The sequence below is a fragment of the Streptomyces sp. NPDC059874 genome, assembly GCF_042731135.1.
Lineage (GTDB): Bacteria > Actinomycetota > Actinomycetes > Streptomycetales > Streptomycetaceae > Streptomyces.
This window is the reverse complement of the sequence record NZ_JBHWJY010000004.1, coordinates 81,029-106,157: the sequence shown is the minus strand read 5'-3', so window position 1 is coordinate 106,157 and position 25,129 is coordinate 81,029. Positions and strand designations below refer to the sequence as shown.

At 71.4% G+C, this 25,129-nt stretch carries 27 protein-coding genes; 10 read left to right on the top strand and 17 right to left on the bottom strand.

What is annotated here, in order from left to right:
• Positions 1–3 precede the first annotated feature (3 nt).
• Together ACFV9H_RS03835 and ACFV9H_RS03830 are read right to left on the bottom strand one after the other, a co-directional pair.
• Positions 4–321, bottom strand: a complete 318-nt coding sequence (locus ACFV9H_RS03835) for a hypothetical protein (protein WP_385392853.1) — start codon at positions 319–321, stop codon at positions 4–6.
• 438 nt (positions 322–759) lie between these two features.
• On the bottom strand, positions 760–1,152 hold the full coding sequence (locus ACFV9H_RS03830; protein ID WP_385392850.1) for a winged helix-turn-helix transcriptional regulator: 393 nt from the start codon (positions 1,150–1,152) through the stop codon (positions 760–762).
• A 93-nt stretch (positions 1,153–1,245) separates the two neighbouring features.
• Between ACFV9H_RS03830 and ACFV9H_RS03825 the strand changes: the two genes are divergently transcribed.
• Positions 1,246–2,103, top strand: a complete 858-nt coding sequence (locus ACFV9H_RS03825) for an SDR family oxidoreductase (protein WP_385392847.1) — start codon at positions 1,246–1,248, stop codon at positions 2,101–2,103.
• Positions 2,104–2,134: 31 nt separating this feature from the next.
• Here the strand turns inward: ACFV9H_RS03825 and ACFV9H_RS03820 are convergent, their stop codons facing one another.
• The 4 genes from ACFV9H_RS03820 to ACFV9H_RS03805 all read right to left on the bottom strand — a co-directional run bounded on the left by ACFV9H_RS03820 (position 2,135) and on the right by ACFV9H_RS03805 (position 5,201).
• Positions 2,135–2,557 (bottom strand): nuclear transport factor 2 family protein, encoded by a 423-nt coding sequence (locus tag ACFV9H_RS03820; RefSeq protein ID WP_385392845.1) that lies wholly within the window; start codon positions 2,555–2,557, stop codon positions 2,135–2,137.
• Positions 2,554–3,492 (bottom strand): alpha/beta hydrolase, encoded by a 939-nt coding sequence (locus tag ACFV9H_RS03815; RefSeq protein ID WP_385392843.1) that lies wholly within the window; start codon positions 3,490–3,492, stop codon positions 2,554–2,556. Before ACFV9H_RS03815 ends, ACFV9H_RS03820 begins: the two co-directional genes overlap by 4 nt.
• 247 nt (positions 3,493–3,739) lie before the next feature.
• Entirely contained in the window at positions 3,740–4,093 is a 354-nt protein-coding gene (locus tag ACFV9H_RS03810; protein ID WP_385392840.1) for a VOC family protein, read from the bottom strand.
• 4 nt (positions 4,094–4,097) lie between these two features.
• On the bottom strand, positions 4,098–5,201 hold the full coding sequence (locus tag ACFV9H_RS03805) for a Glu/Leu/Phe/Val dehydrogenase dimerization domain-containing protein (RefSeq protein ID WP_385392837.1): 1,104 nt from the start codon (positions 5,199–5,201) through the stop codon (positions 4,098–4,100).
• 77 nt (positions 5,202–5,278) lie between these two features.
• Here ACFV9H_RS03805 and ACFV9H_RS03800 point away from each other — a divergent pair, with 77 nt between their 5' ends.
• The 4 genes from ACFV9H_RS03800 to ACFV9H_RS03785 are packed head-to-tail and all read left to right on the top strand — an operon-like array spanning position 5,279 to position 8,672.
• Positions 5,279–5,737 carry an Lrp/AsnC family transcriptional regulator gene (locus ACFV9H_RS03800; RefSeq protein ID WP_385392836.1) on the top strand — a complete coding sequence of 153 codons (459 nt, stop codon included), beginning with the start codon at positions 5,279–5,281 and terminating at the stop codon, positions 5,735–5,737.
• A gap of 58 nt (positions 5,738–5,795) precedes the next feature.
• On the top strand, positions 5,796–6,908 hold the full coding sequence (locus ACFV9H_RS03795) for an ABC transporter substrate-binding protein (RefSeq protein ID WP_385392834.1): 1,113 nt from the start codon (positions 5,796–5,798) through the stop codon (positions 6,906–6,908).
• A 28-nt stretch (positions 6,909–6,936) separates the two neighbouring features.
• Complete coding sequence (locus tag ACFV9H_RS03790; protein WP_385392831.1) at positions 6,937–7,680, top strand: class I SAM-dependent methyltransferase; 744 nt, start codon at positions 6,937–6,939, stop codon at positions 7,678–7,680.
• 23 nt (positions 7,681–7,703) lie between these two features.
• Positions 7,704–8,672: a TAXI family TRAP transporter solute-binding subunit gene (locus ACFV9H_RS03785; RefSeq protein ID WP_385392828.1), complete on the top strand. Its 969-nt coding sequence runs from the start codon at positions 7,704–7,706 to the stop codon at positions 8,670–8,672.
• Here the strand turns inward: ACFV9H_RS03785 and ACFV9H_RS03780 are convergent.
• The 4 genes from ACFV9H_RS03780 to ACFV9H_RS03765 form a co-directional block, all read right to left on the bottom strand.
• Positions 8,651–10,087, bottom strand: a complete 1,437-nt coding sequence (locus ACFV9H_RS03780; RefSeq protein ID WP_385392826.1) for an ATP-binding protein — start codon at positions 10,085–10,087, stop codon at positions 8,651–8,653. The genes ACFV9H_RS03785 and ACFV9H_RS03780 overlap by 22 nt on opposite strands.
• Entirely contained in the window at positions 10,084–10,794 is a 711-nt protein-coding gene (locus ACFV9H_RS03775) for a response regulator transcription factor (RefSeq protein ID WP_385392823.1), read from the bottom strand. The genes ACFV9H_RS03780 and ACFV9H_RS03775 overlap by 4 nt, the downstream gene beginning before the upstream one ends.
• A gap of 76 nt (positions 10,795–10,870) precedes the next feature.
• A complete protein-coding gene (locus tag ACFV9H_RS03770; protein WP_385393080.1) occupies positions 10,871–12,247 on the bottom strand; it encodes an MFS transporter in 1,377 nt (458 codons plus the stop codon).
• Positions 12,248–12,418: 171 nt separating this feature from the next.
• The gene (locus ACFV9H_RS03765) at positions 12,419–13,177 is read right to left on the bottom strand and encodes a nuclear transport factor 2 family protein (protein WP_385392820.1); all 759 of its coding nucleotides are present in this window, start codon (positions 13,175–13,177) and stop codon (positions 12,419–12,421) included.
• 96 nt (positions 13,178–13,273) lie between these two features.
• Here ACFV9H_RS03765 and ACFV9H_RS03760 point away from each other — a divergent pair, with 96 nt between their 5' ends.
• From ACFV9H_RS03760 to ACFV9H_RS03750, 3 genes are all read left to right on the top strand, one after another.
• On the top strand, positions 13,274–14,173 hold the full coding sequence (locus tag ACFV9H_RS03760) for an AraC family transcriptional regulator (protein ID WP_385392818.1): 900 nt from the start codon (positions 13,274–13,276) through the stop codon (positions 14,171–14,173).
• A 573-nt stretch (positions 14,174–14,746) separates the two neighbouring features.
• Positions 14,747–14,950, top strand: coding sequence for a cold-shock protein (locus tag ACFV9H_RS03755; protein WP_014047008.1), 204 nt, complete (start codon positions 14,747–14,749; stop codon positions 14,948–14,950).
• Positions 14,951–15,339: 389 nt separating this feature from the next.
• Entirely contained in the window at positions 15,340–16,866 is a 1,527-nt protein-coding gene (locus ACFV9H_RS03750; protein WP_385392815.1) for a DEAD/DEAH box helicase, read from the top strand.
• 15 nt (positions 16,867–16,881) lie between these two features.
• Here the strand turns inward: ACFV9H_RS03750 and ACFV9H_RS03745 are convergent, their stop codons facing one another.
• The 5 genes from ACFV9H_RS03745 to ACFV9H_RS03725 all read right to left on the bottom strand — a co-directional run bounded on the left by ACFV9H_RS03745 (position 16,882) and on the right by ACFV9H_RS03725 (position 20,783).
• Positions 16,882–17,463: a DUF2231 domain-containing protein gene (locus tag ACFV9H_RS03745; protein ID WP_385392812.1), complete on the bottom strand. Its 582-nt coding sequence runs from the start codon at positions 17,461–17,463 to the stop codon at positions 16,882–16,884.
• A 146-nt stretch (positions 17,464–17,609) separates the two neighbouring features.
• On the bottom strand, positions 17,610–18,029 hold the full coding sequence (locus tag ACFV9H_RS03740; RefSeq protein WP_385392809.1) for a hypothetical protein: 420 nt from the start codon (positions 18,027–18,029) through the stop codon (positions 17,610–17,612).
• Between the two features lie 114 nt (positions 18,030–18,143).
• Positions 18,144–19,172, bottom strand: a complete 1,029-nt coding sequence (locus tag ACFV9H_RS03735) for an NAD(P)/FAD-dependent oxidoreductase (protein ID WP_385392807.1) — start codon at positions 19,170–19,172, stop codon at positions 18,144–18,146.
• Complete coding sequence (locus tag ACFV9H_RS03730) at positions 19,169–19,705, bottom strand: isoprenylcysteine carboxyl methyltransferase family protein (protein ID WP_385392804.1); 537 nt, start codon at positions 19,703–19,705, stop codon at positions 19,169–19,171. The genes ACFV9H_RS03735 and ACFV9H_RS03730 overlap by 4 nt, the downstream gene beginning before the upstream one ends.
• A 7-nt stretch (positions 19,706–19,712) precedes the next feature.
• Positions 19,713–20,783, bottom strand: coding sequence for a type III polyketide synthase (locus ACFV9H_RS03725; protein WP_385392801.1), 1,071 nt, complete (start codon positions 20,781–20,783; stop codon positions 19,713–19,715).
• Between the two features lie 79 nt (positions 20,784–20,862).
• On the opposite strand from ACFV9H_RS03725, the gene ACFV9H_RS03720 reads away from it, so the two are divergent.
• Positions 20,863–21,786, top strand: a complete 924-nt coding sequence (locus tag ACFV9H_RS03720; RefSeq protein WP_385392798.1) for a UbiA family prenyltransferase — start codon at positions 20,863–20,865, stop codon at positions 21,784–21,786.
• A gap of 34 nt (positions 21,787–21,820) precedes the next feature.
• Here the strand turns inward: ACFV9H_RS03720 and ACFV9H_RS03715 are convergent, their stop codons facing one another.
• Together ACFV9H_RS03715 and ACFV9H_RS03710 are read right to left on the bottom strand one after the other, a co-directional pair.
• Positions 21,821–22,696, bottom strand: coding sequence for an oxygenase MpaB family protein (locus ACFV9H_RS03715; RefSeq protein ID WP_385392796.1), 876 nt, complete (start codon positions 22,694–22,696; stop codon positions 21,821–21,823).
• A gap of 134 nt (positions 22,697–22,830) precedes the next feature.
• Complete coding sequence (locus ACFV9H_RS03710) at positions 22,831–23,199, bottom strand: PRC-barrel domain-containing protein (protein ID WP_385392793.1); 369 nt, start codon at positions 23,197–23,199, stop codon at positions 22,831–22,833.
• Between the two features lie 257 nt (positions 23,200–23,456).
• Between ACFV9H_RS03710 and ACFV9H_RS03705 the strand changes: the two genes are divergently transcribed.
• Positions 23,457–24,995, top strand: coding sequence for an immunity 49 family protein (locus ACFV9H_RS03705; protein WP_385392790.1), 1,539 nt, complete (start codon positions 23,457–23,459; stop codon positions 24,993–24,995).
• The last annotated feature ends 134 nt before the right edge of the window (positions 24,996–25,129 follow it).

Genomic DNA, 25,129 nt, shown 5'->3' with positions numbered 1-25,129 from the left:
CCCCTACTTCTCCACGAGTGGTTCCAGGACCACGGAGCCGGGCAGCGCCCTGGCCATGTCGTAGGCGTACACCCCGGGCCGCACCCAGATGTACCAGTCGCCGGCGGCGACGATGGTCTGCCGGTACGGACCGCTTCGCCGCGACGCAATGGAGTCGCCGACCTCGTCCCGGCCGAACCTCGCCGTGCTCAGCACCGAAATCTCGTTGTAGACGGTCGTTCCCCGGTGCTGCACCCCGCAGGTGGCATCCGAGCCCAACTTGTTCTCGTTCCGCAGGGTCACCTTGCACTCGAAGCCGCCCTTCGCCATGGCGGCGATCACGTCATCGGCCGCCCTCTACTCGGGACCGGTCGGCACCTGGCTCGGCATCGGCGTCAGTGGCTTGGGACCCCGGCCACCGCCGACGAGGCCGCAGCCGCTCAGTGTCAGGAGCAGAGCCGGCAGCAGCGGGATGGGTCTCCGTGTGCGCATGAGTTCTTTCCCCGGGTCTTGATGTCGCCGCCGCGGCTGCCCGACTCGTCACCGTACTGCTCGTTCAGCTCCCGCACCTCAGGGGTGTCCGCCGCGTAGAGGGTGAAGAGCTGCTTGTCCGTCCGCGCCGGGTTCCCCTAGACGTACTTGGTGAGTTCCGCGTCACTGAGACGCCCCAGGAACGTCCCGTCCGGCAGCGTGAACGCCCCCGGGTGGTTCTCCATCACCGCCCGCGCCCCACCCGGCGTGGCTCCGGCCGGAGGGGCTCGGTTGGGGAGTCGGTCGGGGTCAGGTGCTCGCCGCGTCGTACTGTTCGCGTGCCTGCTCGACCGCCGTCATCCGCTGCGCTGTCCACAGCGCGAGGCCACGAATCTGGTCGGCGGCTTCCCGGCCGAGATCCGTGAGGGAGTAGTCCACGCGGGGCGGGATGACGGGCTTGGCGTCGCGGTGGACCAGGCCGTCGCGTTCCAAGGTTCGCAGGGTCTGGGCCAGCATCTTCTCGGTCACCCTGCCGATCTCCCGGCGCAGTTCGCTGAAGCGGTACGAGCGGTCCAGCAGCGCGATCAGCACCAGGACGCCCCATCGGCTGGTGATGTGCTCCATGACGACGCGCTCGGGGCACGTCGTGTCGCCGTCGGTGTTCCGCACGCCGTCTACGAGCGTTCCCTTGCTTACTCCCATGTAAGTACCTTACTTCAAAGTGGGTACTTCCTGTGAGTTAGTGCCATGCCTAGGGTTAGCGCACGTAGCCACCCACAGAGGAGATGTCCGACCATGAGCATCGTCGTCACAGGCGCCACCGGAAGCCTCGGCCGTTTCGTCATCGAAGGCCTGCTGGAGAAGGTTCCGGCGGACCACATCACCGCCGTCGTCCGGAGCGAGGAGAAGGCCGCGGGCTTCGCCGCCCGCGGCGTGAAGATCGCGGTGGCCGACTACAACACCCCCGAGACCTTCGACGGCCTCTTCTCCGCCGGGGACAAAGTGCTCCTCATTTCCGGCAACGAGATCGACAAGGGCCGCGTCGGCCAGCACAAGGTCGTCCTCGGCGCCGCGAAGGCGGCCGGTGTCGCGCTCTTCGCGTACACCAGCGCCCCGGGCAGCCTGAGCGCAGCCCTCGCGGACGACCACAGGAACACGGAGACGGCCATCCTCGACTCGGGTGTGCCCTACGTACTGCTGCGCAACGGCTGGTACAACGAGAACTACACCGAGCATCTGGCGCCCGTGCTCCAGGCCAACGCCGTCACCCAGGCCGCGGGCGAGGGCCGCGTCGCCACCGCCGCCCGCGCCGACTACGCCGCCGCCGCGGTCGCCGTGCTCACCGGCGAGGGTCACGGCAACGCGACGTACGAGCTGAGCGGCGACACCGCCTGGAGCTTCGCCGAGTACGCCGCCGAGCTGGCGCGGCAGACCGGCAAGGAGATCGGCTACAACGCCGTCTCCGTCGAGACCTACACCGACATCCTGACCGACCACGCCGGATTCCCCGCGCCCGTGGCGGCGATATTGGGCGGCGTGGAGACGTCCATCGAGAAGGGCGAACTGGCCGTCACCAGCGGCGACCTGTCGCGCCTGACCGGGCGGCCCACCACACCGATCGCCGACTCGATCTCCGCCGCGCTCAAGGGCTGAAACCGGAACCCGAGCCCTGACGTCGTGTCGCTCACAGCTCGGTAACCGTGTCGCCGTGACGGTGAGCGACCCTCCATTCACCACCCTCACGGCGGTACACCTGCGTGACCCTCAACGTGTACGTGCGCGGCTGTCCGTCGACAGAGGCGGACGTGTGTTCAAAGCCGGCCGTGTAGGCCATGTCGCCCACGACGTCGTAGGCCTGCAGCTCGAACTCGTACGAGGTGCATTCCGAGAAGCTCTCCCCGAGCGCGGCAAAGAGCTCGTCGAGCTCCCGCCGGCCGTTGGCGTTGCGCCACGCCCCCAGCACGCTCACGGGCTCGTTGCGCGACCAGAGGGCTCGGCGTGGCGCCGGGTTTCCGTTGTGCAGTGCACGCTCCGCCTCGTACAGGGCGGTGTTGACCCACGCCAGGAAGGAATGGCGGTCGCTCGTTCCCTCACCGTGATGGCTCATCGCAGCCGCACCCCGAATTCCTTGATCATTTCGCCGACGGCCCCTTCGGCGCCCTCGGAGACGGCGAACATGTTGAGGAAGCCGTGGACCAGGCCGTCGTAGTTGCGGACGAAGACGTCGACTCCGGCGTCCTTCAGCACCCGGGCGTACGCCAGGCCCTCGTCGCGGAGCGGGTCGTGTGCGGCGGTGGCGATGACGGCGGGGGCGAGCCCCTCGTGGCTCGCCGCGCGCAGGGGGGAGGCCCGGAAGTCGGTGGCGACGGAGGCGTCTTCACCGAGGAGGATCGTCGTGAGGTCACGGAGGTCCTGGAGCGTGAGCAGAAAGCCCTCGGCGTTCTCGGTGTAGGACGGGTATTCGACCGTGGTGCGGTCCGTGGCGGGGTAGGCGAGCAACTGGGCCGCGAGCTGTTCCCCGGCGTCGCGGAAGGCGAGGGCGACGGAGGCGGCGAGGGCGGCGCCGGCGCTGTCGCCCGCGACGGCCAGCCGGTCGCGTCGGCCGCCGTGGTCGTCGATGCGGCCGGCCGCCCACCGGGTCACGGCAAGGCAGTCCTCGAACGCCGCCGGGAACTTGTTCTCGGGCAGCCGCCGGTAGTGCACGGCGATGACGACGGCCTTGAGATCGTGGCAGAGCCGGCGGGCGACGTGGTCGTGGGTGTCGAGGTCCCCCACGATCCATCCGCCGCCGTGGAAGAAGACGAGGGTCGCCGCAGGCCCATTGCCGGCAGGCCGGTAGATCCGCACCGGTACGGAGCCGGCAGGGCCCGGGACCGTGTCATCCGACACCGATCCCACGGCGATCGGCGTCCTCGGTGCCACCATGGCGTTCGAGTCGCGTTCGCCTTCTCGGAGTTCCGCGGGATCAGTTGTGATGATGCGCTTCTTCGGGACGGCGGAGACCTGCTGGAGGAGCGCGGCGATGGCCGGGTCCAGGGGCATGACGAAGGCCTTCCCGAGTGCCTACGACGGGTTTGGTGTCCCGATCGACTTGAGCCGAGACGAAAGGACTCCGCCGTCCAGGAGACACACCCCGGCGGGGCGGTAGGGGGAGGCGCGCCCTGAGCGGCCGCGTCGACCCTCCATCGGACCGATCACGCGGGTCGGTCGAGGCCGCCCGCAGGGTGCGGGCGGCCTCGGAGCACGGGGACCTCGACGCGCGGTGCGTCGTGACGGGGAGCGGCGCGGTTCAGTAGTGCTGGGCCAGGCAGAATTCGTGGTCCTCGGGATCGGCCATCACGACGACCACGCCCTCGTCGTAGTCGTGCCGTTCGCCGGTGAACCGGCCGCCGAGAGCGATGACCTGGGCGATGCCCCGGTCGATGTCGTCGACCACGACGTCGAGGTGCAGGCGTGCCTTGCCGCGCTTCGGCTCGGTCACGGGCTGGAAGACGAGGCGAGGTTGCGGATCGCCCGGATGCCCGAGGTAGACCCAGCCGGGCCGGGTCGGTCCCGGCCGGCGGTCCAGGAGCGTGCTCCAGAAGCCCGCCACCCGCTGCACGTCGACACAGTCGATCGTCACTCCGCCCCATCGGTTCGCCATGGTGTCAGCCCTCCTGTGTGGTCGTGTGGGATGTCGAACGCCCCTCGCGGACCCGTTGCTCCGCGAGCTGCCCGGCCGCGATCGCGGGTGTGGTCCGGTGGGTCCGGGCCGAGTGGAAGACCTGTCGGAGCGTGTCCGCGATTTCCGCGATGCGCTCGGTGATCCGTTCCTCGGATTCCCGGCGCAGTTCGACACCGGTGGCGTGGATGACTCCGCCGGCACTGACGACCACGTCCGGAGTCCAGAGGATGCCTCGCGCCGCGAGGAGGCCGGCGGTGGCCGGATCGTCGAGTTGGTTGTTGGCCGGGCCGGCGACGGCGGCGCACCGCAGCCGCGGCACCGTGCGGGCCGTCAGCAGGCCGCCGAGCGCGGCCGGTACCAGGATGTCGACCTCCATGCTGAGGGCGTCGTCCGGATCCACCCAGGTCGCGCCCAGCTCCTCGGCCAGCCTGCGTGCGGCCGGGTCGATGTCGGTCACGACGAGCCGTGCGCCGGCCCGGTCCAGGAGCCGGGCAACGTGGGCGCCGACCGCACCGAGGCCGATCACCCCGAAGGTCCGGCCCGCGAGCCCCGGTGAGCCGAAGGCCTCCTCGGCCACCGCGCCCAGTGCCGCGAGGGTGCCGCGCGCGGTGTGGAGGGAGGAGTCGCCGCTGCCGCCGTCCTCGACCGGCCGGCAGCAGACGTGCGCGGTGCGCGCGCCGATCACGGTCATGTCGGCCGGGCTGCTTCCCACGTCCGGGCCCGCGATGTAGCGGCCGCCGAGCGCTTCGATCGCATCGCCGAGATCGTGGAACAGCGCCGTACGCGCCGCTCCCGTCGGCCGTGCCGCCGTCGGCAGGGCGACGACGGCCTTCGCGCCGCCGTGGTCCAGACCGGCCAGCGCGTTCTTCTCGGTCATCGCCGCGGCGAGCCGCAGCGCGTCCGCGATCGGGGCGGCGGGGTCGGCGTAGTGAGCGATCCGGCACCCGCCGGCCGCCGGGCCGAGAGAGGTCGAGTGGATCGCGACGGTGATCGCGAATCCGGTGCGGTGGCCGCGTACGACCTGCACCAACTCGTGTGAAAGATTCGGAATGTTGAGGGACAGAGCTTGCTCAAGTGCGGCTGTCATGGGGCGAAGCTAGCCCTTCAAACAATGCTTACGGCCATCGGTCGAACAAAATTCGGTAGGGGGGCCATACTCGCCCCATGGACGAACTTGATTCGGCGATCGTCAGGCATCTGCAGCGAGATGCGCGGCAAACCAACCGCGAACTCGCCCGCACCCTCGGCATCGCCCCGTCGACCTGCCTCGAACGCCTCCGGGCACTGCGCGCCCGCGGGGTCATCACCGGCTACCACGCCGCGGTCGACCCGGCCGCCCTGAACCGCCACGTCCAGGCGCTCATCCACTTCCAGATCCGCCCCCTCAGCCGGGCGGTCATCGAGGCGTTCAAGACCTATGCCGCCGGCCTGCCCGAGGTCAGCACCGTCTATGTCGTCACCGGCGGCGACGACATGATCGTGCACGTCTCCGTGCCGAGCGTGGACTACCTCCACGGCTTCCTCATGGACAAGTTCACCGAGCGCCGCGAAGTCGTCGGATTCCGTACCTCTGTGATCTACCAGCACACCCACAACCAGGTGCTCGCCCCGCTCACACCTTGACCCGCCAGGGCACGGTCGGATGAGATGATCCAAATCGTCACACGGGAGACGTCAACGCATGACTACGCCACCATCGCCACTCGGAGCGGAGCGGACTGACGGATCATCCGTCAAGATCGGCGCTCTCGTTCCGCTGACTCGGCCCGGCTGGGTCGAGGCCGGCCGACACCTGCTCGCCGGCCTCGAGCTGGCCGTCCGCGAGGTCAACGCCGCCGGCGGGATCGTCGGAAGACCACTCGAGCTGGTGGTCCGAGACACCGCGGCTGATCCACAGAGGGCCGCGGCGGCCGTGGACGAATTGGCCCGCATGGGCGTGGCCGCCTTGGCGGGGGAGTACCACAGCGTCGTCGCTCGCGCCGTTGCCGCCAGAGCCGACGCCCTCGGCCTGCCGTACCTCTGCTCGTCGGCGGTTCTCGACGCGCTCACCGAACAGCCGACGGATTGGGTCGCGCGCCTCGCCCCCGCGCAGTCCCACGGCTGGCAGATCTACGCGGACTTCCTGCTCGGCGCGGGCCACGGTCGAGTCGCCGTGGCAGCCGAGCCGAGTGTCTACTGGGCATCGGGGGCCCGCATTCTGCGGGACCACCTCGCGCCACGCGGCGGCACCGTCATCGAACTCGACATGCGCGCGCTCACCCCCGCGGCCCTGTGCGACGAACTCGTCGACCATGGCGCGACAGCCCTGCTTCTTCTGGTCGGCCACCCGGAGCCGGCAGTGCCGATCGTCAAGTCCGTCCGCCGCGACCACCGCCTCGCCGAGATCATGATCGGTGCTCCGGCCGGGCAACCGGAGTTCGCCGAATGGGCGACGCTGCTGGGCGGCGACGGCGCCGCGGTCCCGTTCCTGCGCTACCTGCCCGAGCGCCTCAGTCCGCTCGGTGCGCGAGTCGACACGGCCCTGCGCGAGCGGCTGGCCGAAGCGCCCTCCTTCGTCGCCTTCGAGGGCTACGACACGGTCGCCGTCCTCGCGGATGTGCTGCGTTCTCACGGCGCGGACCGGGCGCGCATTGCCGAATCCTGGCCGCGCGTCGCGGTCGAAGGCACCCGCGGCCGGATCCGTTTCTCCCGCACGCCCGGCATCAACGTGTGGCAATGGGCCTGGACGCCCGTCCAAGTCGTCGATCGAGATCCGGCGGTACCCGATCGCTTTCGGATCCTTCACGCCGGCTGAGCACACGTACGGGCCCATCATGGACGGCATGACGACCGAATCACGTGCTCGTTCATTCAGTGCGGCGGCCGCGCGCTACGCCGCGCATCGTCCTTCCTACCCGCCCGTGCTCTTCGACACCCTGGCCGAACTCGCCGGCTTCCCGCTCGCGGGCGCGCGAACCGCCGACGTCGGGGCCGGTACGGGCATCGCCACCGCCCTGCTGGAGGCGCGCGGGGCCCGCGTCGTCGGGGTGGAGCCCGGCGAGGGCATGGCCGCGGAGTTCCGGCGCCGCAATCCCCGTACGCCGCTGGTGCGCGCGGATGGCAACCGGCTGCCGCTGGCCTCCGGTTGCCTGGACCTGCTGACCTACGCGCAGTCCTGGCACTGGACCGACCCGGCCCGCGCCGTCCCCGAAGCACTGCGGGTGCTGCGCCCCGGCGGGGCACTGGCGGTCTGGTCGAACGACCCGGACGTCACCGTCGGATGGATAGCGGACCAGCAGACCCGCATCGAGGAGCGGTTCGGCCCGGGCTGGTACATCAACGAGCGCACCCGCTCACAGGAGGGAGTGCGGTTCACCCACCGCCGCCTGCCGTGGTCGCGGCGCGTCCCCGTCGACACACATCTGGCCAAACTGTCCACGCACTCCCTCTTCCTCGTCGGCGAGCCGGGCACGGACGCCTTCCTCGCCGACGAACGAGCCCTCCTCATGGAGCGGTTCCCGGACGGATGGGTGAACGAGCACTACGTGGTCGACCTGAGCCTCGCCGTCCGCTCGAAGACCGGCTGAGGTCCGGCGGTTACGCTTCCGCCGTGAGCAGCGCGCAGTGGAGCCGTAGACGGGCGATCGGTGCCGGACTCGGTGCGGCGGCGTTCGCGCTGACCGGATGCTCGGGGGACTCCGCCCCGGTGCGGCGCCTACGCCTCGCGACGGGGCCGCAGGGCGGCCCGTACAACGCGTTCGGGCACGCCCTGGCACAGGCCGTCGCCGGGAGCGGCGGCCCGCTGGAGGTCGTACCGGTGAGCACGGCGGCCAGTGTGGACAATCTGCGGAAGCTGGACGACGGCTCCGCCGACCTGGCGCTGGCCATGGCGGACGTGGCCGAGGACGCCGTGCTGGGGCGTGAGTCGTTCCCCCGGCCCGCCAAGGTGACGGCGCTGGCCCGGGTCTACGTGAACTACACGCACCTCCTCGTCCCGGCGGACGGGCCGGTGCGATCGGTGGGCGGGCTGGCCGGTCGTCCGGTCGCGTCCGGTGCGGCGGGGTCGGGGGCGCAGGTCGTGGCGGGGCGGGTGTTGAGGGCGGCCGGGCTGAGCGACGGCCCGACGCCGGCACACGAGCGGCAGCTGGGTCTCGCGGAGTCGGTGAGGGCGCTGCGTGCGGGCACGGTCGACGCACTGTTCTGGTCCGGTGGCGTGCCCACACCGGCGCTCTCGGGACTGGCGAACGAGCTGCCGTTGCGGTTCCTGCCGCTGGACGGCTACGTGGGCACGCTGCGAGAGCGCCACGGCCCCGTCTACACGGCGGTCACCCTCCCGGCCTCGGTGTACGGGCTGGCGGAGCCGGTGGGAACCATCGGCGTCGGCAACTACCTCCTGGCCCGTGACGACGTACCGGCGAGTGCCGTACGCGCATTGCTCCAGGTGGTGTTCGACCGCTGGCGAGACCTGCTGCGCGAGGTGACCGCGGGAGCGCGGCTGGAGCCCCGGTTCGCCATCTCGACCGGGGAAGTGCCCCTCCACCCGGGGGCGGTCGCGTACTACCGCTCGGTGTACGGCTGAGGCGGTACGGGCGGCCGCGAGGAGGGGAGCCGGAACTCGACGACCAGACCGTGGGGCGCATTGGCGCCGACTTCGAGCAAGCCGCCGCTGATGCGGGCGATCTCGTCGGCGATGGCCAGTCCGAGTCCGCTGCCGCGAACGTTCTGGTGCTCGGGGGAACGTGTGAAGCGCCGTAGCACCAGGGCCAGTTGGTCCTCCCGAACTCCCGGACCGTCGTCGGCGACCCGCACGACGGCCATCCCGTCCGCGCCGCGCGTGGCGGTCACCTCGACGCGGCCGCCGCGCGGTACGAACTTGACGGCGTTGTCGAGGAGCGCGTCCAGGATCCGGCCCGCGGCGTCGGGCAGGGCGCGTGCCCGCAGGTCCTCGGCCAGCTCCGGGGCCGTCAGTCCCAGGCCGGCGTCGCGGAAGACCGGATCCCAGGCCCCCACCCGCTCCCGTACCGCCTGCGACACGTCCTGTTCGCTCGGCTCCGCCGCGTTGGACTCCACTCGCGCCAGGGCCAACAGGCCGTCGAGCAGCTCCTCCAGGCGTTCGGCCTCGTCCAGGGCGCGGGTGTGCTCGGCGCGGCCCGGACCGGGGGCGATGTACGGTTCGACGTTCTCCAGCTGCAACACCAGGGTGGCCAGCGGATTGCGCAGCTGGTGGGAGGCGTCGGCGACGAAGTCGCGCTGGCGGCCGATGGAGTCGGAGACGGCCTGCGCCATGGTGTTGAAGTGCTGCCGCAGATGGCGCAGTTCCGGCGGCCCGGTGCCGGAGACGGCTCTGGCCCGGAGGCTGCCGGCGGCCAGTCCCTCCACCGCCCGGTCCAGGTCCAGGAGCGGGCGCATCAGCCAGCGCGAGATCCCCGCCGCGACCAGGGCCGCCGCCGCGAAGGCGGCGAGCGCCCCGGCGGCGATGAGCGACCAGCGGACCGTCACGTCCCGGCGGGCCGCGTCGGTGCGTACGGTCAGCAGCACGGCCCCGCTGACCCGCTCGTCCCGGCCCACCGGCTCCGCGAGTACGACGGACGTCGGGCCCCAGGGGCGAAGGGTGGGCAGCCGGTCGGTGGACCGTCCGGTGAGGGCGCGTCGACGGGCTTCCGCAGCCGCGGAGGGCATTTCCGAAGCGGTACCTGAGCCTGATGGACCTGAACCGGTTCCGGCCCGTGTGACCGTCGCGCCCGCCGTGTCGACCACGACCACCCCCGCCCCGTACAGCTCGGCGTACCGCCTGATCTCTGCGGACAGTTCCGACCGGTCGGCGCCGGTTCGCATCCGCTCGGCGAGATCGGCGAACCGCACGGCGTCCGAGCGCCGCTGCAGGAGCAGGTGCTCCGTCCGTCCTCGCGCGTAGGCATCGGCCAGCGGGAGGCAGAGCAGCAGCGCCGCGACCCCCATGAGCACCATCAACACCGCGAGGAGCCTGCGTCTCACCGTGCGCCGTCCGACTCGCCGCGCGACGTGGGGGAGGGGGACCCGAGCTGGTAGCCGAATCCGCGGACGGTGCGCACCAGGCCGGACCGGCCCGTCTTGGCGCGGATGCCCGCCACGTGGACGTCCAACGAGCGGGAGGCGGCGAGGAAGGCGTCACCCCAGATCCGGTCCAGGATCTCCTCCCGGGAATGCACCTCGCCGGGACGGGCGGCCAGCATGGCCAGCACATCGAACTCGCGGCGCGTCAAGCGGACTTCGTCGCCCGCCACGGTGACCGTGCGGCCCGCCAGGTCGACTTCGACGTCTCCGGTGCGCACGGGCTCCCCGCCGGTGACGGCGGTGCCGGTGGAGTGCGTGTCCGTCCGGCGGCGCACGGTGTCGATACGGGCCATCAGCTCGGCCATCCGGAACGGCTTGACGACGTAGTCGTCGGCGCCCGCCCGCAGCCCCTGCACGATGTCGCGTTCCTCGCAGCGCGCGGTCACCACGATCAGCGGTGCGTCGCAGACGGTCCGCAGCCGCCGGAGCAGCTCTATCCCGTCCAGGTCGGGCAGGCCGAGATCGAGGAGGACGAACTCGGCCTCGCGGACGTGCCGCAGGGCGTCCAGAGCCCGGGCGACCCGGCGGACGGTGTGCCCGCGCTGGGCGAGGGCGGTGCCGAGCGCCTGGGCCATGCGGTCGTCGTCCTCTACGAGAAGCGCGTGCACGAACAGCCTCCTCGTGACGGGTAACCGGTAACCGGAAACGGCTACCGGTTGACCCGTGACAGGTTACCGGCGTGGATCAGCGCACGGCCTCGGCAGGACTCGCCGCCGACCGATTCCGATCGACGTCGGCCTCGGCGTCCGCGTCGGCCTCGGCGCGGCTCAGCGCCGCGTTGCGGGTGTCCGGCATCAGGACGTAGGTCACGAGCGAGACCAGCGCGCACCCGGAGACGTACCAGAAGAACATCGTCTCGCGGCCACTGCTCTTGAACCACAGCGCCACGTACTCCGCCGTGCCCCCGAAGAGCGCGTTGGCGATCGCGTACGGCAGCGCCACGCCCAGGGCGCGCACCCGGGTCGGGAACAACTCGGCCTTGACCGCCGCGTTGATCGAGGTGTAACCGGTGACGATCACCAGGGCGAGCAGGGACAGGCCCAGCGCGGACCAGTACGACGACGCCGACCCGAGGGCGGTCATGATCGGGTACGTGCCGACGGTGCAGCCCACCGCGAAGGTGATCAGCAGAGGTCGCCGGCCGATCCGGTCGGACAGCATCCCGGCGAACGGCTGGAGCACGGCGAAGAGGGTCAAGGCGGTGAAGCTCACCAGGGTGGCGGTCGTCTTCGCCATGCCCGCGCTGCCGACCAGGTACTTGGTGAGGTAGGTCGTGTACGTGTAGTAGGCCACGGTGCCGCCGAGGGTGAGCGCCATGACCAGGCCCGCCTGTCGCCGGTGCTCCCACAGGGCCTTCAGCGTGCCGCGCGCGCCGTCGTCGTGGGCGTCCTCGCCCGACGACTGCTCCTTGAAGGCGTCGGTCTCCTGGAGCCGCCGCCGCAGCCAGAAGACGACCACCGCGAACAGGGCTCCGAGGACGAACGGAATGCGCCAGCCCCAACTGCTCAACTGGGCGGTACTGAGCGTGTGCTGGAGGGTGATCAGGATGCCCAGGCCGAGCAGCTGTCCACAGGTCATCGACACGTACTGGAACGACGATCCCAGGCCGCGCCGGTTGCGGGCCGACGCCTCGGTGAGGTAGGTGGCGCTGGCCGCGTACTCGCCGCCGATGCTCAGGCCCTGGAGCAGACGCGCGAGCAGCAGCACCAGCGCGCCGAAGTAGCCGGCCTGCCCGTAGGTCGGGGCGACGGCGATCAGCAGCGCGGCGACCGACATCATGGTGACGGTGAGCGTGAGCGCGCTCTTGCGGCCGTGCCGGTCGGCGGCGCGGCCGAGGATCCAACCGCCGACGGGGCGCATCAGGAAGCCGACCGCGAAGATCCCCGCGGTGTTCATCAGTTGCGTGGTCGGATTGTCGCCCGGGAAGAAGGAGTCGGCGAAGTAGATCGCGAAGCTCGCGTAGACGAACCAGTCGTACCACTCGACGAGATTGCCGAGTGAGCCGCCGATCAGGGCGAGACGGCGTTTCTTGCGCTCGTCCACGGGAGGCGGTTCGGGCATGACGGTGGACGAAGACATGGCGGCTCCAGACGGAAGTCCCTGATGCGAGACGGAGAACTTCCCCAGCCCCCCGCGCTGGGGAAGTTCCCAGAGCATGCGGGCCCCCGTCGCACCCGGACAAGGTCCGGCACCCAGATCTAACGTTCCGCTAAGAAAGCTTCAGCCCCCCGCTCAGAACAGCCCGTTGGCGTGCGGCAGCTCGTCCGGGACGGGAGCGACGACGTCCCAGTGCTCGACGATCTTGCCGTCGGCGACGCGGAACAGGTCCCAATAGGCGACCGGCACACCGAACTCGCCCTCGGACTGCAGCAGCACGAAGTCGCCCTCCGCGACGACCCTGTGGATCGTCTTGTAGACCAGGTTCTTGCCCTGCCCGGCCCACACTGCGGCCGCTGCCCCGAAGCCGTCCAGGCCGTCGGCGGCCTCCGGGTTGTGCTGCAGGTAGGTCTCGCCGGAGATGTAGTCGGTCAGCACCGAGTAGTCGGCGCCCTTGAGGACCTTCTCCGCGAACTCCACGACGAGCTCGCGGTTGGCCTCGGTCCTGTCGCGGTCGGAGACCTCGACGGGGCCGTCGGTCTGCGAACGGCCGGAGGCCGTGTCCGACACGACCGGAGTCAGCGCGTCCCAGTGCTCCGCGAGCTTGCCGTCCGCGTCCACACGGAACAGGTCGAAGGCCACCAGCGGCTGCGGCCCGAAGCCGTGGTACGTACCGTGAAGTGCCACCAGGTCCCCGTCGGCGATCACCCGGGCGCCCTCGTATCGGAAGCCCTCCGGCAGTCCCGTCACCAGCCGACGCAGTGCCTCGGGGCCGTCCGCCGCGAGGCTGCTGTGCTGACGGTAGTCAGCGGACACCCAGCGGTCCACCGCGCTCGGGTCCCGCCGGCCGAACAGTTCCTCCGCGGCCTCGGTGACGATGTCCTTGCTGCTCATGACACGGCTCCTATCTGTGGTTTCCGGCGACACCTTGCCCGCCGGCTGCACTCCACTCTCTCGGGGTGCCGGCCGCGGCGCACGGTAGAGTCAGGCATGGCCATGGTCGAAATGGGACAACCTCCGTTGATCGAGCGGGGCTACCGCAATCCCACCCGGCCGGATCTCGGCCTGGAGGTCCTCGCCTTCGTGGACCTCAGGCACCGCCTGCCGGGCCAGGAGTTCACGCGCGTGCACCGGCTGGACTTCCACCACCTCACCCTCGTCCACCGGGGCGAAGGCACCGGCATGGTCGACTTCGTCGACCGGCCCTGCCGACCGGGGACCCTGCTGCACATCCGCCCCGGACAGGTGCAGCGCCTGCCCACGACACCCGACGGCGACCCCGCGGACCTGGACGCCACGATCGTCCTGTTCACCGCGGACTTCCCGCCGCGGCTCCCCGCTACCGCCCGGGTGACGGATGACCCGTTCGGCCCGGCCACCTGGCAGCTCGACCGCGACGACCACGACCGCTTCCAGCGGGCACTGGCCGACCTCACGACCGAGTACGCCACCCCTCCGGACCAGGAACCCGAGATCACCAAGGAGCTGCTGCGCCACCTCCTGGCCGGGATCCTGCTCCGCGTCGCCCGCCTCCCCGCTCCCGACGACGGTGCGCGTGCGGCCGTCGCCGGGCCGGAGCCGTACCGACTGTTCCGGCAAGAGCTGGAGCGCTCCTTCGCCGTCCTGCACCAGGCCCACGACTACGCCAACCGGCTGGGCTACTCCCTCAAGACCGTCAACCGAGCCTGTCGGCGGGCCACCGGCCACACCGCCAAACAGCTCGTCGACGCGCGCGTCACGCTGGAGGCCAAGCGCCTGCTGGCGCACACCGATCTGCCCGTGGCAGCCGTCAGCCACCGCCTCGGCTTCTCCGAACCCACCAACTTCGGCAAGTTCTTCGCCCGAGCGACCGGCCAGACCCCGGGCGCCTTCCGCGAGGACCAGAGCTGACCGGCGTCGGGCCGACGCGGCCCCGGCTCCTCGATCAGGAACGGGCACGGCCAGGTGCCGGGAAGCGCATCCCGGCACCTGGCCGTGTTCTTCGCTTGACCGTCCGGTTCAACGACGGCGCGGGCGTGACGTCACGGACAGGTCGTGCCACCGTTCAGCGCATGGCAACGGTGCGGGAGCCGGCCGGTCTGTAGTGGCCTCCCCGGCCGCGGCGGAGGTTCGTCCGCCGCGGTCAGGGTGCTGAGAATATTTCGTTCGGGACGCCCCGATATTTTGTGGGTGCGGAAGCGAAAAATCCCGGGCCCTGGAAGGGAAAATCCCGGTCCCGCAAGGTGGGGGCATCTCACACAACAGTCCGAGTGAAATTCTTCACCGGACAGGGTCGATCCCACTGTGCTACTGTGGATCTCAGTTGCAGTTGTGGTTCCCAAAACTCCAAGTGCCTCCGCCGGTCGATTCTGGCCGTCGGGAGCACTTTTGTATTTCCGGTCGTTTTCCGGTCGGGGTGATCATCGCGGCGACACGGAGTCTGCAGGGTGCAGACTCCGGCGCACTTCCCTCAAGGAGAATGACATGGCATCTGGCACCGTGAAGTGGTTCAACGCGGAAAAGGGTTTCGGCTTCATCGAGCAGGACGGTGGCGGCGCTGACGTCTTCGCCCACTACTCGAACATCGCCGCCCAGGGCTTCCGCGAGCTGCAGGAAGGCCAGAAGGTGAACTTCGACATCGCGCAGGGCCAGAAGGGCCCGACGGCCGAGAACATCGTTCCCGCCTGACGCATACCCGCAGTATGAGCTGGGGCCCGCACCTTGGGTGCGGGCCCCAGCTCGTTGCGTTTGAGGGTGTAGCCCCCTCGCGCATCCGGCATCCGGCATCGCTCGGAGACCCCCGCCGCGACAAGGCCCCGGAATTTGCGGTGACACCGTGTGGCGGCGTGCGGCGTACGTTCCCGGCTCCGGATGCATATTCCGTATGAGCCATAAAGTCGTGATTGCCGGCTCTCTCGCCCAGCTCCGCTCATGTCGGAGACGGCCCCACCGATGCTTCTGTCGGCCGGGCCCCATTTTCACTCTCGCTTTTCAGCCTGGCTCGTTCTCGCTATTCTCCGTGCTGCTCACTTACATCGGGAATTCCTTGATACGTGCCGCATCGAGGAAGGTTCCCCATGAACCGCACACGTACGAACGACCGCTCCTCCCGCAACCGCAAGAGCGGCGGCTACGCCGGTGGCTCCGGCGGCGCCGACCGGGGCAGCCGCTTCGGCTCGTCGGCCCCCAGCCGTTCCGGTGGCCCCAGCCGCTCCGGAGGGCCGAGCCGCTCCGGCGGCCACGGCCGCCGGCCCGCCGCCCTCCAGGGTGAGTTCGCCCTCCCCGAGACGATCACCCCCGCACTGCCCGCCGTCGAGACGTTCGCCGATCTCGACATGCCCGAGCAGTTGCTCGCCGCGCTCGGCGCCGAAGGCCTGAGCGTGCCCTTCCCGATCCAAGGCGCGACCCTGCCGAACACCCTCGCGGGCCGTGACGTCCTCGGCCGCGGACGGACCGGCTCCGGCAAGACCCTCGCCTTCGGCCTCGCCCTGCTGGCCCGTACCGCGGGCCGGCGCGCCGAGCCCCGCCAGCCGCTCGCTCTGGTCCTCGTACCCACCCGCGAGCTGGCGCAGCAGGTGACCGATGCGCTCACTCCCTACGCCCGCTCCGTCAAACTGCGGCTGGCCACGGTCGTCGGCGGGATGCCGATCGGCAGGCAGGCCGGCGCGCTCAGGGCCGGGGCCGAAGTCGTCGTCGCGACCCCGGGCAGGCTCAAGGACCTCATCGACCGGGGCGAGTGCCGGCTGAACCACGTGGACATCACGGTGCTCGACGAGGCCGATCAGATGGCCGACATGGGCTTCATGCCGCAGGTCACCGCACTGCTCGACCAGGTGGGACCGGCAGGACAGCGAATGCTGTTCTCGGCCACCCTGGACCGCAACGTCGACCTGCTGGTACGCCGCTACCTCACCGACCCCGTCGTGCATTCCGTCGACCCGTCCGCCGGTGCGGTCACGACGATGGAGCACCATGTGCTGCACGTCCAGAGCGCCGACAAGCACGCCGCCACCACGGAGATCGCGGCCCGCGACGGTCGCGTGATCATGTTCCTGGACACCAAGCACGCCGTCGACCGGCTGACCCAGGACCTGCTCAACAGCGGTGTGCGGGCCGCGGCCTTGCACGGCGGCAAGTCACAGCCGCAGCGCACCCGCACCCTGAAGCAGTTCAAGAGCGGTCATGTCACCGTTCTCGTCGCCACGAACGTCGCCGCCCGCGGCATCCACGTCGACAACCTCGACCTCGTCGTCAATGTCGACCCGCCGACCGACCACAAGGACTACCTGCACCGCGGCGGTCGAACCGCCCGCGCCGGCGAGTCCGGCAGCGTCGTCACCCTCGTCACCCCGAACCAGCGCCGCGGCATGGTCCGGCTCATGACGGACGCCGGGATCCGCCCGCACATCACCCAGGTCCGCTCCGGCGAGGCCGAACTGCACCGCATCACCGGAGCGCAGGCGCCCTCGGGCATCCCGGTCACCATCACCGCGCCCGTAGCCGCACGCCCCAAGCGCAGCACCACCTCGCGCCCCCGCCGCGGCGGCTCCTCCCAGGCGGCGCGCCGTACCGCCCAGCGACCCGCCTTCGACGCGGCGGCGTAGCAGCCTTCGGGTCGCTCACGCTGCGGGCCGCGCTGCGACGGCCCGTCGATAGGCCACGTGCCCGCCCAGCGCGCCGGTGACGGTGACGGCAGCCAGTCCGGCCAGGGACCACAGCCGACCCTTCGCCGAGCGGCCGTGGAGCCGAGCCGTCAGGGACGCGGTGTAGCAGGCCACCGCGGCCACATTGGAGACGGCGTGGGCCAAGCCGACCCGGGCCTGCTCGGGCGGCAGGTCCGCCCAGTCCACCCAGCCGGCCACCGCTGCCGGGGCGACCCCGGCCAGTCCGACGGCGGTGAGGGTCGTCGTCGCCCGCGGGCTCCCGGGTACGACGTCCAGTACGGCAGTCGACAGCCAGCATCCGATGGGCACCTGCACCAGCACCGGATGCACCGGGTGGCCCAGCGGCCTGCCACGCAACAGATCGCGCATCCCGCCCAGGGGAAGCGAGCGGATGCCCCGCTGGAGCACCCTGATCGCCGGGTCGGCCACCGTTGTCCGCTCGAGCCGGTCCAGGGCCGTCAGCCACCATGTGGAGGCGGTGTCGATCACCGCGGTCCGCCCGGCGATGGTCGAGGTGTCGGGGGTGTGTGAGTTCATACTCGACGCCTACCCGGCGTCACGCGGTGATCCCGCCCTGCCGCCGACTGCACCCGAACGACCGGCCTGCCAATGGGGGTACCGCGGCCGGCTGCGCGGGGTCATTGATCCGCGCTCGGGGGGCCGCCCGCAAGGGAAGGCTGCCGTCAGCGGTGCGCGGTTCGGTGGCCGAACCAGTGGCCTCGGCCGCGCGGGGTGTCCGCCACCGGCGCATGGGTCTCGGGGCGGGCGTCGTCGCGTTGCTCGATCAGATCGTCGCGGTCGCGGTCGCGGTCGACGGCGGCGGCCTCACGGCGTGACGTGTCGAGTTCCCGCCGGGTCTGCGCCGACCGACGGGCCGAACGACGGGCGCTCATGATGACGAGAGTCAGACCCAAGAGCGCTACGGCTCCCACGATGATCCCGCTCAGGAAGAGAGATCCGGTCGAACCAGTGGCGTGGTAGCCGAAAATCGAAAAGTCGTTGCCGACGCCGAGATCGTGCCCCGCACCGGTATTGCCGAATATTCCGGCCACGCCGACGACGAGAGCGGCGATCAGAATGATGAGCCCGAGGATGAGAATCATGGAACTGTCTCCTTGGATCCGCGCCCGGACAAGCCGCCGGACACGGCTGGCGCCTACCCCGGTTGTGAACCGTCAAGCCTGCGCCGGCCCCCCCCGTCCCTGTGGCTTGACCAGTCACGCCAGCAGGTTCACGGCGTGCTGGAACAGGCCGGGGAAGTGGGCCGCAGCGGGGGTGATCAGGGGCGCCAGCCGGGGCTGGTTCCGGGCCCACAGCAGGGACCTCGTCAGCAGCCGGTAGTTGCGGGACAGCCGGCACCACGCGCGTTCGTAGGCCTGCGGTCGGCCCTCGCGCAAGCAGCGCACCAGTTCGGCGGCGGCCGTGAGGGCGAGTGCGAGGCCCTCGCCCGTCAGAGCGTCGACATACCCGGCGGCGTCGCCCACGAACAGGACCCGGCCGGCCACCCGGGAGCGGGCCTGCTGGCGGAGCGGACCCGCGCCCCGGACCGGCGTCCGGCCCGCCGTATCGAGCCGGGACACCAACAGCGGGAATCGGGCCAGCTGGGCGTCGTAGGGGAGCTGTTCGGACGTCAGTACGGCGATACCGACCTGGCGCGGGCCCAAGGGAGTGACGTACGCCTCGCAGCCGGCCGACCAGTGCACCTCCACCAGGTCGCTCCACGGCTCGACGTCGTAGTGGCGCCGCAGTCCGTACCGCGGCGGCTGCCGAGAGGCTGCCGGCCGCACGCTCAGGCCGAGCGCCCGCCGGGTCGGTGAGTGCAGTCCGTCCGCCGCCACGAGATACCGGGCGGCCATCCCGTCCGCGGTGACGTACGCGTCGTACTGGCTCACCCGGCGAACGCGGCGCTGGAGGACCGGGACGCCGAGTCGAGCGGCCCGGGCGGCGAGCGCCTCCTGCAGCACGGTGCGGCGCGCGCCCAGGCCCTGGCCCGCCCGGAACACGGCTTCGGCGCGGCGCTCGCCGGCAGCGTCCACGTAGCGGATGCCGCGCAGGGGCCGGCCGGGCACCTCCACGCCCAGGGCGTCCAAGGCGCGCACGGCGCCCGGCATCAGGCCCTCTCCGCAGGCTTTGTCGATGGGCGTGGGACGCGGTTCGGCGACGACGACGTCGAACCCGGCGAGCGCTCCGTGGATCGCGGTGGCCAGTCCCGCGGGGCCGCCGCCCACGACGAGGAGGTCGATCACGGGGCCGCGCCCGGTACGGGGAGGGGGCGGGAGGGCGCCAGCGCGTCGTCCTCGCAGCGGATGCGTACGGTCAGCAGGGCGGCGTTCAGCAGCGAGAAGCCCAGGGCGGTGACCCAGGCGGTGTGTACCAGGGGAAGGGCCATGCCCTCGACGGCGACCGCGACGTAGTTGGGGTGGCGCAGGTAGCGGTAGGGGCCGGAGCTGATCAGCGGAAGGCCGGGGACGATCAGTACGCGGGTGTGCCAGCGGGGGCCGAGGGTGCTGATGCACCACCAGCGCAGCCCCTGGGCGGCCACCACCAGGACCAGCGCGGGCCAGCCGAGCAGGGGCAGGAAGGGCCGGTCGGCGGCCCCGGGCTCCACGAGGCAGCCGAGCAGCAGGGCCGTATGCAGGGCGACCATCGCCGGGTAGTGCCCGGCCCCGTGTTCGACGCCGCCCCGGGCCCGGCTCCAGGCACCGTTGCGGCCCGCCACGGCGAGTTCCGCGAACCGTTCGGCGATGACCAGGAGGACCAGCACGGTGTATGCCGTCATGGCGCACTCACCAGGCCAGCAGTACGAGTTCGGAGGAGAAGCCCGGCCCGAAGGCGATCATCAGACCGGTCGCTCCCGCCGGTGGCGCCGCCGCGCGGGTGTCGCGCAGGATCTGCAGCACCGAGGCGGAGGACAGGTTTCCCGTGGCGGCCAGGGCGCGGCGGGAGGGGGCCAGGGCCGAGTCCGGCAGGTCGAGCTCGTCGGCGAGCGCGTCCAGGATCTTCGGGCCGCCAGGATGGCAGATCCAGGCGGCGACGTCCCGGGGCTTGAGGTCGTGACCTGCGAGGAAGGACTCGATCTCCTCCGCCACGTGCAGCCTGACGAGCTCGGGGACCTCCCGGCCGAGAACCATGCGGAAGCCCCAGTCGCCGACGTCCCAACCCAGCAGGTGCCCGGTCCCCGGGTAAAGACGGCTGCGGGTGGCCGCGACCACCGGTCCCGACGGGCCGGTCCCGTGCGCTGTCGCGGAAGTGCCGTCGTCACCCACCGCCACCAGCGCGGCGGCCCCGTCTCCGAACAGGCTGCCCGCTACCAGATTCGCCATCGAGGTGTCCGCCGGCTGCAAGGTGAGCGAGCACAGTTCGGTGGACAGCAGGAGCGCCGTACAGCCCGGCCGGCCGGTGAGGAAGTCGTGGACCCGGGCCAGCCCCGCCGCACCGGCGGAGCAGCCGAGCCCGAACATCGGTACCCGCTTGACGTCGGGCCGCAGGCCGACTTGCGCGGCCAGCCGTGCCTCCAGGGAAGGCGCCGCGATGCCGGTCACGGTCGTCGAGACGACCAGGTCGATCTCCTCGGCCCGCACCCCCGCCTCGTCGAGTGCCCGCTCGACCGCTTCGGCACCCAGGGCGACGGCGAGTTCGCCGAACAGACGGTTGGTGTGGCCGAAGCCGCCGAGCTCCCTGTACCGGTCCAGAGGGAGGGCGAGGTGACGCGTCTCCACCTGGGCCGCCCCGTGCAGCCGGCGCAGGAGCGCGCGGTCGGCCCCGGACGGTAGACAGGAAGCGAGGACGTCGGTGATCTCCTGCTGCATGTAGCGGTGTGGCGGGAACACCGTGCTCACCGCGAGGACCCGTGTCATTGCTCCAACATAGGGACAGCGGGACGTCGGCACGCTGAACACGGCCGCCACGGGCGCGCCGGACCCATAGCGTGGTGCGGTGCCCGCCACCGACGAAGGAGCCACCGCGCTCACCGCGCCCACCGCGCCCACCGCGCCCACCGGGTCGACGGCGGCCCGGCGGCCCGCCCGCGTGGGCTGCCTGGGGCTCCTGAAGGCCAGTCACCCCGTGCCGGCCGCCGCCGTCACCCTCCTCACGGCCCTGCTGGCCGCCGCAGTCGGCCTCGGACCCGCAGCCGGGACCACAGCGGCGGCCGCGGTCGCCGCGGGCCAACTGTCGATCGGCTGGTGCAACGACCGGCTGGACATGCGGCGCGACGCGGCGGCCGGCCGCCGCGACAAGCCGCTCGCCGCGGGGGAGCTACGGCCCGGAGCAGTGGCCGTGGCCTCGTGCACGGCCCTGCTCGCCTGCGTCCCGCTGTCACTGGCCTGCGGCACCCGGGCAGGATGGGTCCACCTCGGCTGCGTCGCCGCCGCCTGGTCCTACAACCTGTGGCTGAAGCACACGCCCGCCTCCTGGCTGCCGTACACCGTCGCCTTCGGACTGCTCCCCGCCTTCCTGACCCTGGCTTCGCCGCCGGGCAACTGGCCGCCGGTCTGGCTGACCGTCGCGGCGGCTCTGCTGGGGACCAGTGCCCACTTCGCCAATGCCCTCCCCGACATCGACGAGGACATCGTGGCCGGTGTGCTGGGACTCCCGCAGCGGGTGGGGCGACGCGCATCCATCGCGTTGGCCGCCGGCCTCGCCTTCGCCTCCTGCGCGGTGGTGACCCTCGGCCCGGCCGGCCCGGTGACCCCCGCGGGTCGACTGCTGCTGGGCGTGACATCGGCCCTGTGCCTGTCGGCATTGGTCGCACCGCCCGTCCTCGCACGCGGCCGGATGCCCTTCCTGATCATCCTGGCCCTGGCCGGAGCCGACGCCGTTCTCCTGGTCTTGGCCGGACACGCCCTGCCCCTCGGCTGAGCGCGATCTCCGGGCGGACGTCCGGGGCACCGGCTCAGCTCGGCGGTCGGGACGGCGGGGCCATCGCCCACCGGATCGTGCGCGTCAGGGCGTGCCCGGACAGACGTACGCAGGCTGCCCTCGGGCCCGTCGCAGGGCGCAGGCCGAGAAGGGCGGGGGCCCACGGGGGCAGCAAGGCGATCGCGTTCGCGGCGAGCAACGCGTACGGGACGCGGCCCGGCCATGGCAGCGGAGGATGCCGGAGGATGAAGCGGGCCGCGTCGAGGGCCTCGGGCGTGGCCCGCAGTTCCGGTCGGTACGCCGCCAGCAGGGCTGTCAGCGCGGCCCGATCACGGGGCGGGTCCACCACGCCGAGGGCAGTGGCCACCCGAGCGGTGTCGGTGACGTAGGCGTCGTAGCCCGACGAGTCCAACGGGTGCGCGCCGAAGCGCTGGTGCGCCCGCAGGAAGCAGTCGACCTCGGCCGCGTGCACCCAGCCCAACAGGTGGGGGTCGGCGGCGTGATACGGCTCGCCCGCCGCGGTGGTGCCGCGTATCCGTTCGTGGACCGCCCGAACCCGGTCGACGGCGTCCTGCGCGTCCTGCGCGGTGCCGTAGGTGGTGACGGCCAGGAAGGTGCTGGTGCGCTGCAGCCTGCCCCACGGGTCGCCACGGTAGCCGGAGTGTCCCGCGACGGCGGCCATCGCGAGCGGGTGCAGGGACTGGAGCAGGAGCGCGCTCAGGCCCCCGATGAACATAGAGGCGTCGCCGTGCACCGTGCGGATGGGCCGCTCGGGGCCGAACCAGCGAGGTCCGGGCGTGTTGTGGATCCGGGCGCGGTTGGCGGGGCCCGACGGGCCGGCCACCCGGCTGAACAGCATCGAGCCGAGCCGCTCCCGGGGCTTCGGGCCTCCGCTCGCAGCCATGTCCATGATGGTGTCCTACCCGCCGTGAGCTCGGCTCATCGCCTCGGCCGGGGGCGATCGGGCTGGGTGGCCGCCGTGACGACGCCGGTCCCGGCACCCAGGAGGGGCGCCGGGACCGGCGTCATCGTGCGGGAAAGGGATCAGGCGGGGCGGCCGCCGAAGGGGCCGCCGGTGCCGTAGTAGGTGCCCAGCTCTTCCCGGTACCCGGCGTCGCCGAGGTGCTTGTCCCGGTGGAACTCGGGGGCGTTCTTGATCTGTTCCCTGGTGCGGTCGACGAAGATCTTCCGCTCCTCCGGGTCGACCTTGACGACCGTGCTCGCCGGGATCAGGGCCTCCTTGCCGAAGATCCACACTCCGGTGTCCACGACCAGGTAGGCGTCACCGACCTCGTCGGAGTGCTTGTCGACCTTGCCGATGCTCCCGTCGGTCGCCTCGACCTTGTAGCCGGTCAGGTCCGTACCGGCCAGGTGGCCCGCGGTCGGCTGGTAACTCCACACATGTTCAGTCACGCGAAGACAACTCCTCCGGTCAATGGGATACGGCGGGGGACGAATCCTCCGCCGATCCTCCTTGTTCCGTACGTTGCGCTCGGCGGATCTACTGCGTTCCGCCTGGACTTCGCCTGCCCCGCCTTTCAGATCTCACGCACCCGGATCGCATGCGGGACCGGGACGGCTGCCGATCGTCGGAGGTGAGCAGGTGGACCGCTCGGCCGAACACGGCCCGGCCGCATGCCGTCGATCACGCATCTCGTACAATCGAGGGGGTGAATCGAGACAACTCCCCTGAATCCAAGGGCACCCCCGACCCGCGTCTGCCGTGGATGAGCCACGGCGGCGAGAGCGCCGAGGAACTGCTGCGCGGAACCCATGCCCGGCTGCTGCCCGTTGAGTCGCTCACCCCGGAGATGGCCGGAAACCTGCGCTACGCGCGCGTCGTGGCCGACGGGCTCGTCTTCGCCTACGCCCTCGACGGACCCACCAGCGTGCGCATCCTCACCGACGACGACGTGGCGCGCGCCGGGCTCCAGGAGTTGGGACAGGCGGCGCACGCGAACCTGATGCGCGCACCCGTCACGCACGAGGAAGTGCCCATCGAGGGGCGGGCGATACTGCACTCCGTCTACGGCGACTCCCACTTCGTCGCCGGCAAGGCGCTCTACCTGTCAGAACTGGCGCGGCAGGTCACCGGCGAGACGCTCCCGGCTGCCGGCGCCCTCGTCGTCGTCCCCACCCGGCACCTGCTGGCCTACCACCCGATCGCCGACGGCTCGGTTGTCGATGCCCTCAACGACCTCGCCTCGTACGCGCTGGGCTCGTACGAGGACGGCCCCGGGGCACTGTCCCCACGGGTCTACTGGTGGCACCAGGGAGGCCTGACCTCGCTCACGGTCATCGACGACGACACCCGTACCTTCTCGCTGCAACCGCCGCCGCAGCTGCTCGGCCTGATGAAGGGTCTGGTCCGCCTCGACCGCGCCGGCCGGATCGCCACCCGCGCCGCGGACCGGGCCCCCGACGTCGCAGGACTCACCCGCACCACGGCCGAGTCGATTTCCCGCCTCTCGCAGGACCCGTCGGGGCTGGGCGACACCTTCGCCTCCGCCGTGGAACTCGCCCACGCCCACTGCGCCGCCGATCCCGACGTCGCGGACATCGCCACGTGGGACGCGTGGGCCACCGCCGTGCAGCTCGGCTCCGCGCTGTTCACCGGGGCGCCGCCGACGCGGTGTCACCTGGGCGAGGAGCACGTCGCGCAGCTGCCCGCCACGCCCGCCGACCCGCCCGCGGACGCCCGTGCCTGGCTCGACGCCCTCTACCTCGCGATCGTGTGCCGCGAGCACGACCGGGTCGCCCGGCTGTGCCGGGTTCCGCTTGAGACGCTGCGGCGGGACGACTCCGTCGACGCCTACGTGCTGCACTGGATCGACACCCTGCGGACCTACTTCTCCGACGGCTCCATGGACGCGGTCGTGGAGAAACTGCTCGCCACCATGCAGACTTCCATGCCCGATGCCCTGACCCACGCGCCGGACGACTTCGTGAACCGGATCGACTTCCAGCCGGTCGCGCTCTTCCACCGCCTCGTCGCGCGGGACCCGGACGCCTTCGGCAAGGCGCTCGCCGATGCCCTCGCGGAACACGGCGGCTACTGGGGTGACTCGGCGGCGCCGCGAGCCCGGGCGGCACTCGGCCCGCTCGCCATGGCCTGCCTCGCCCACGACCACGGCTTCCCGGTCGACCTGGCACAGCCCTACCTGCCCACGTACCTCGTCAACCGCCAACGGATCGAGACGATCGCCTGACCGCGGGCTCGGCCGCTGTGTGAGCGGGCGGTCGAGCAACCCACGACTTTCCTCCGAGGAGCAGCAATCCCTGCCTTCGGGGAGGGAGTTGTGTCAAAACCTCGTACGCTGCGGGAGAAGTGGAAGGCCGCGGA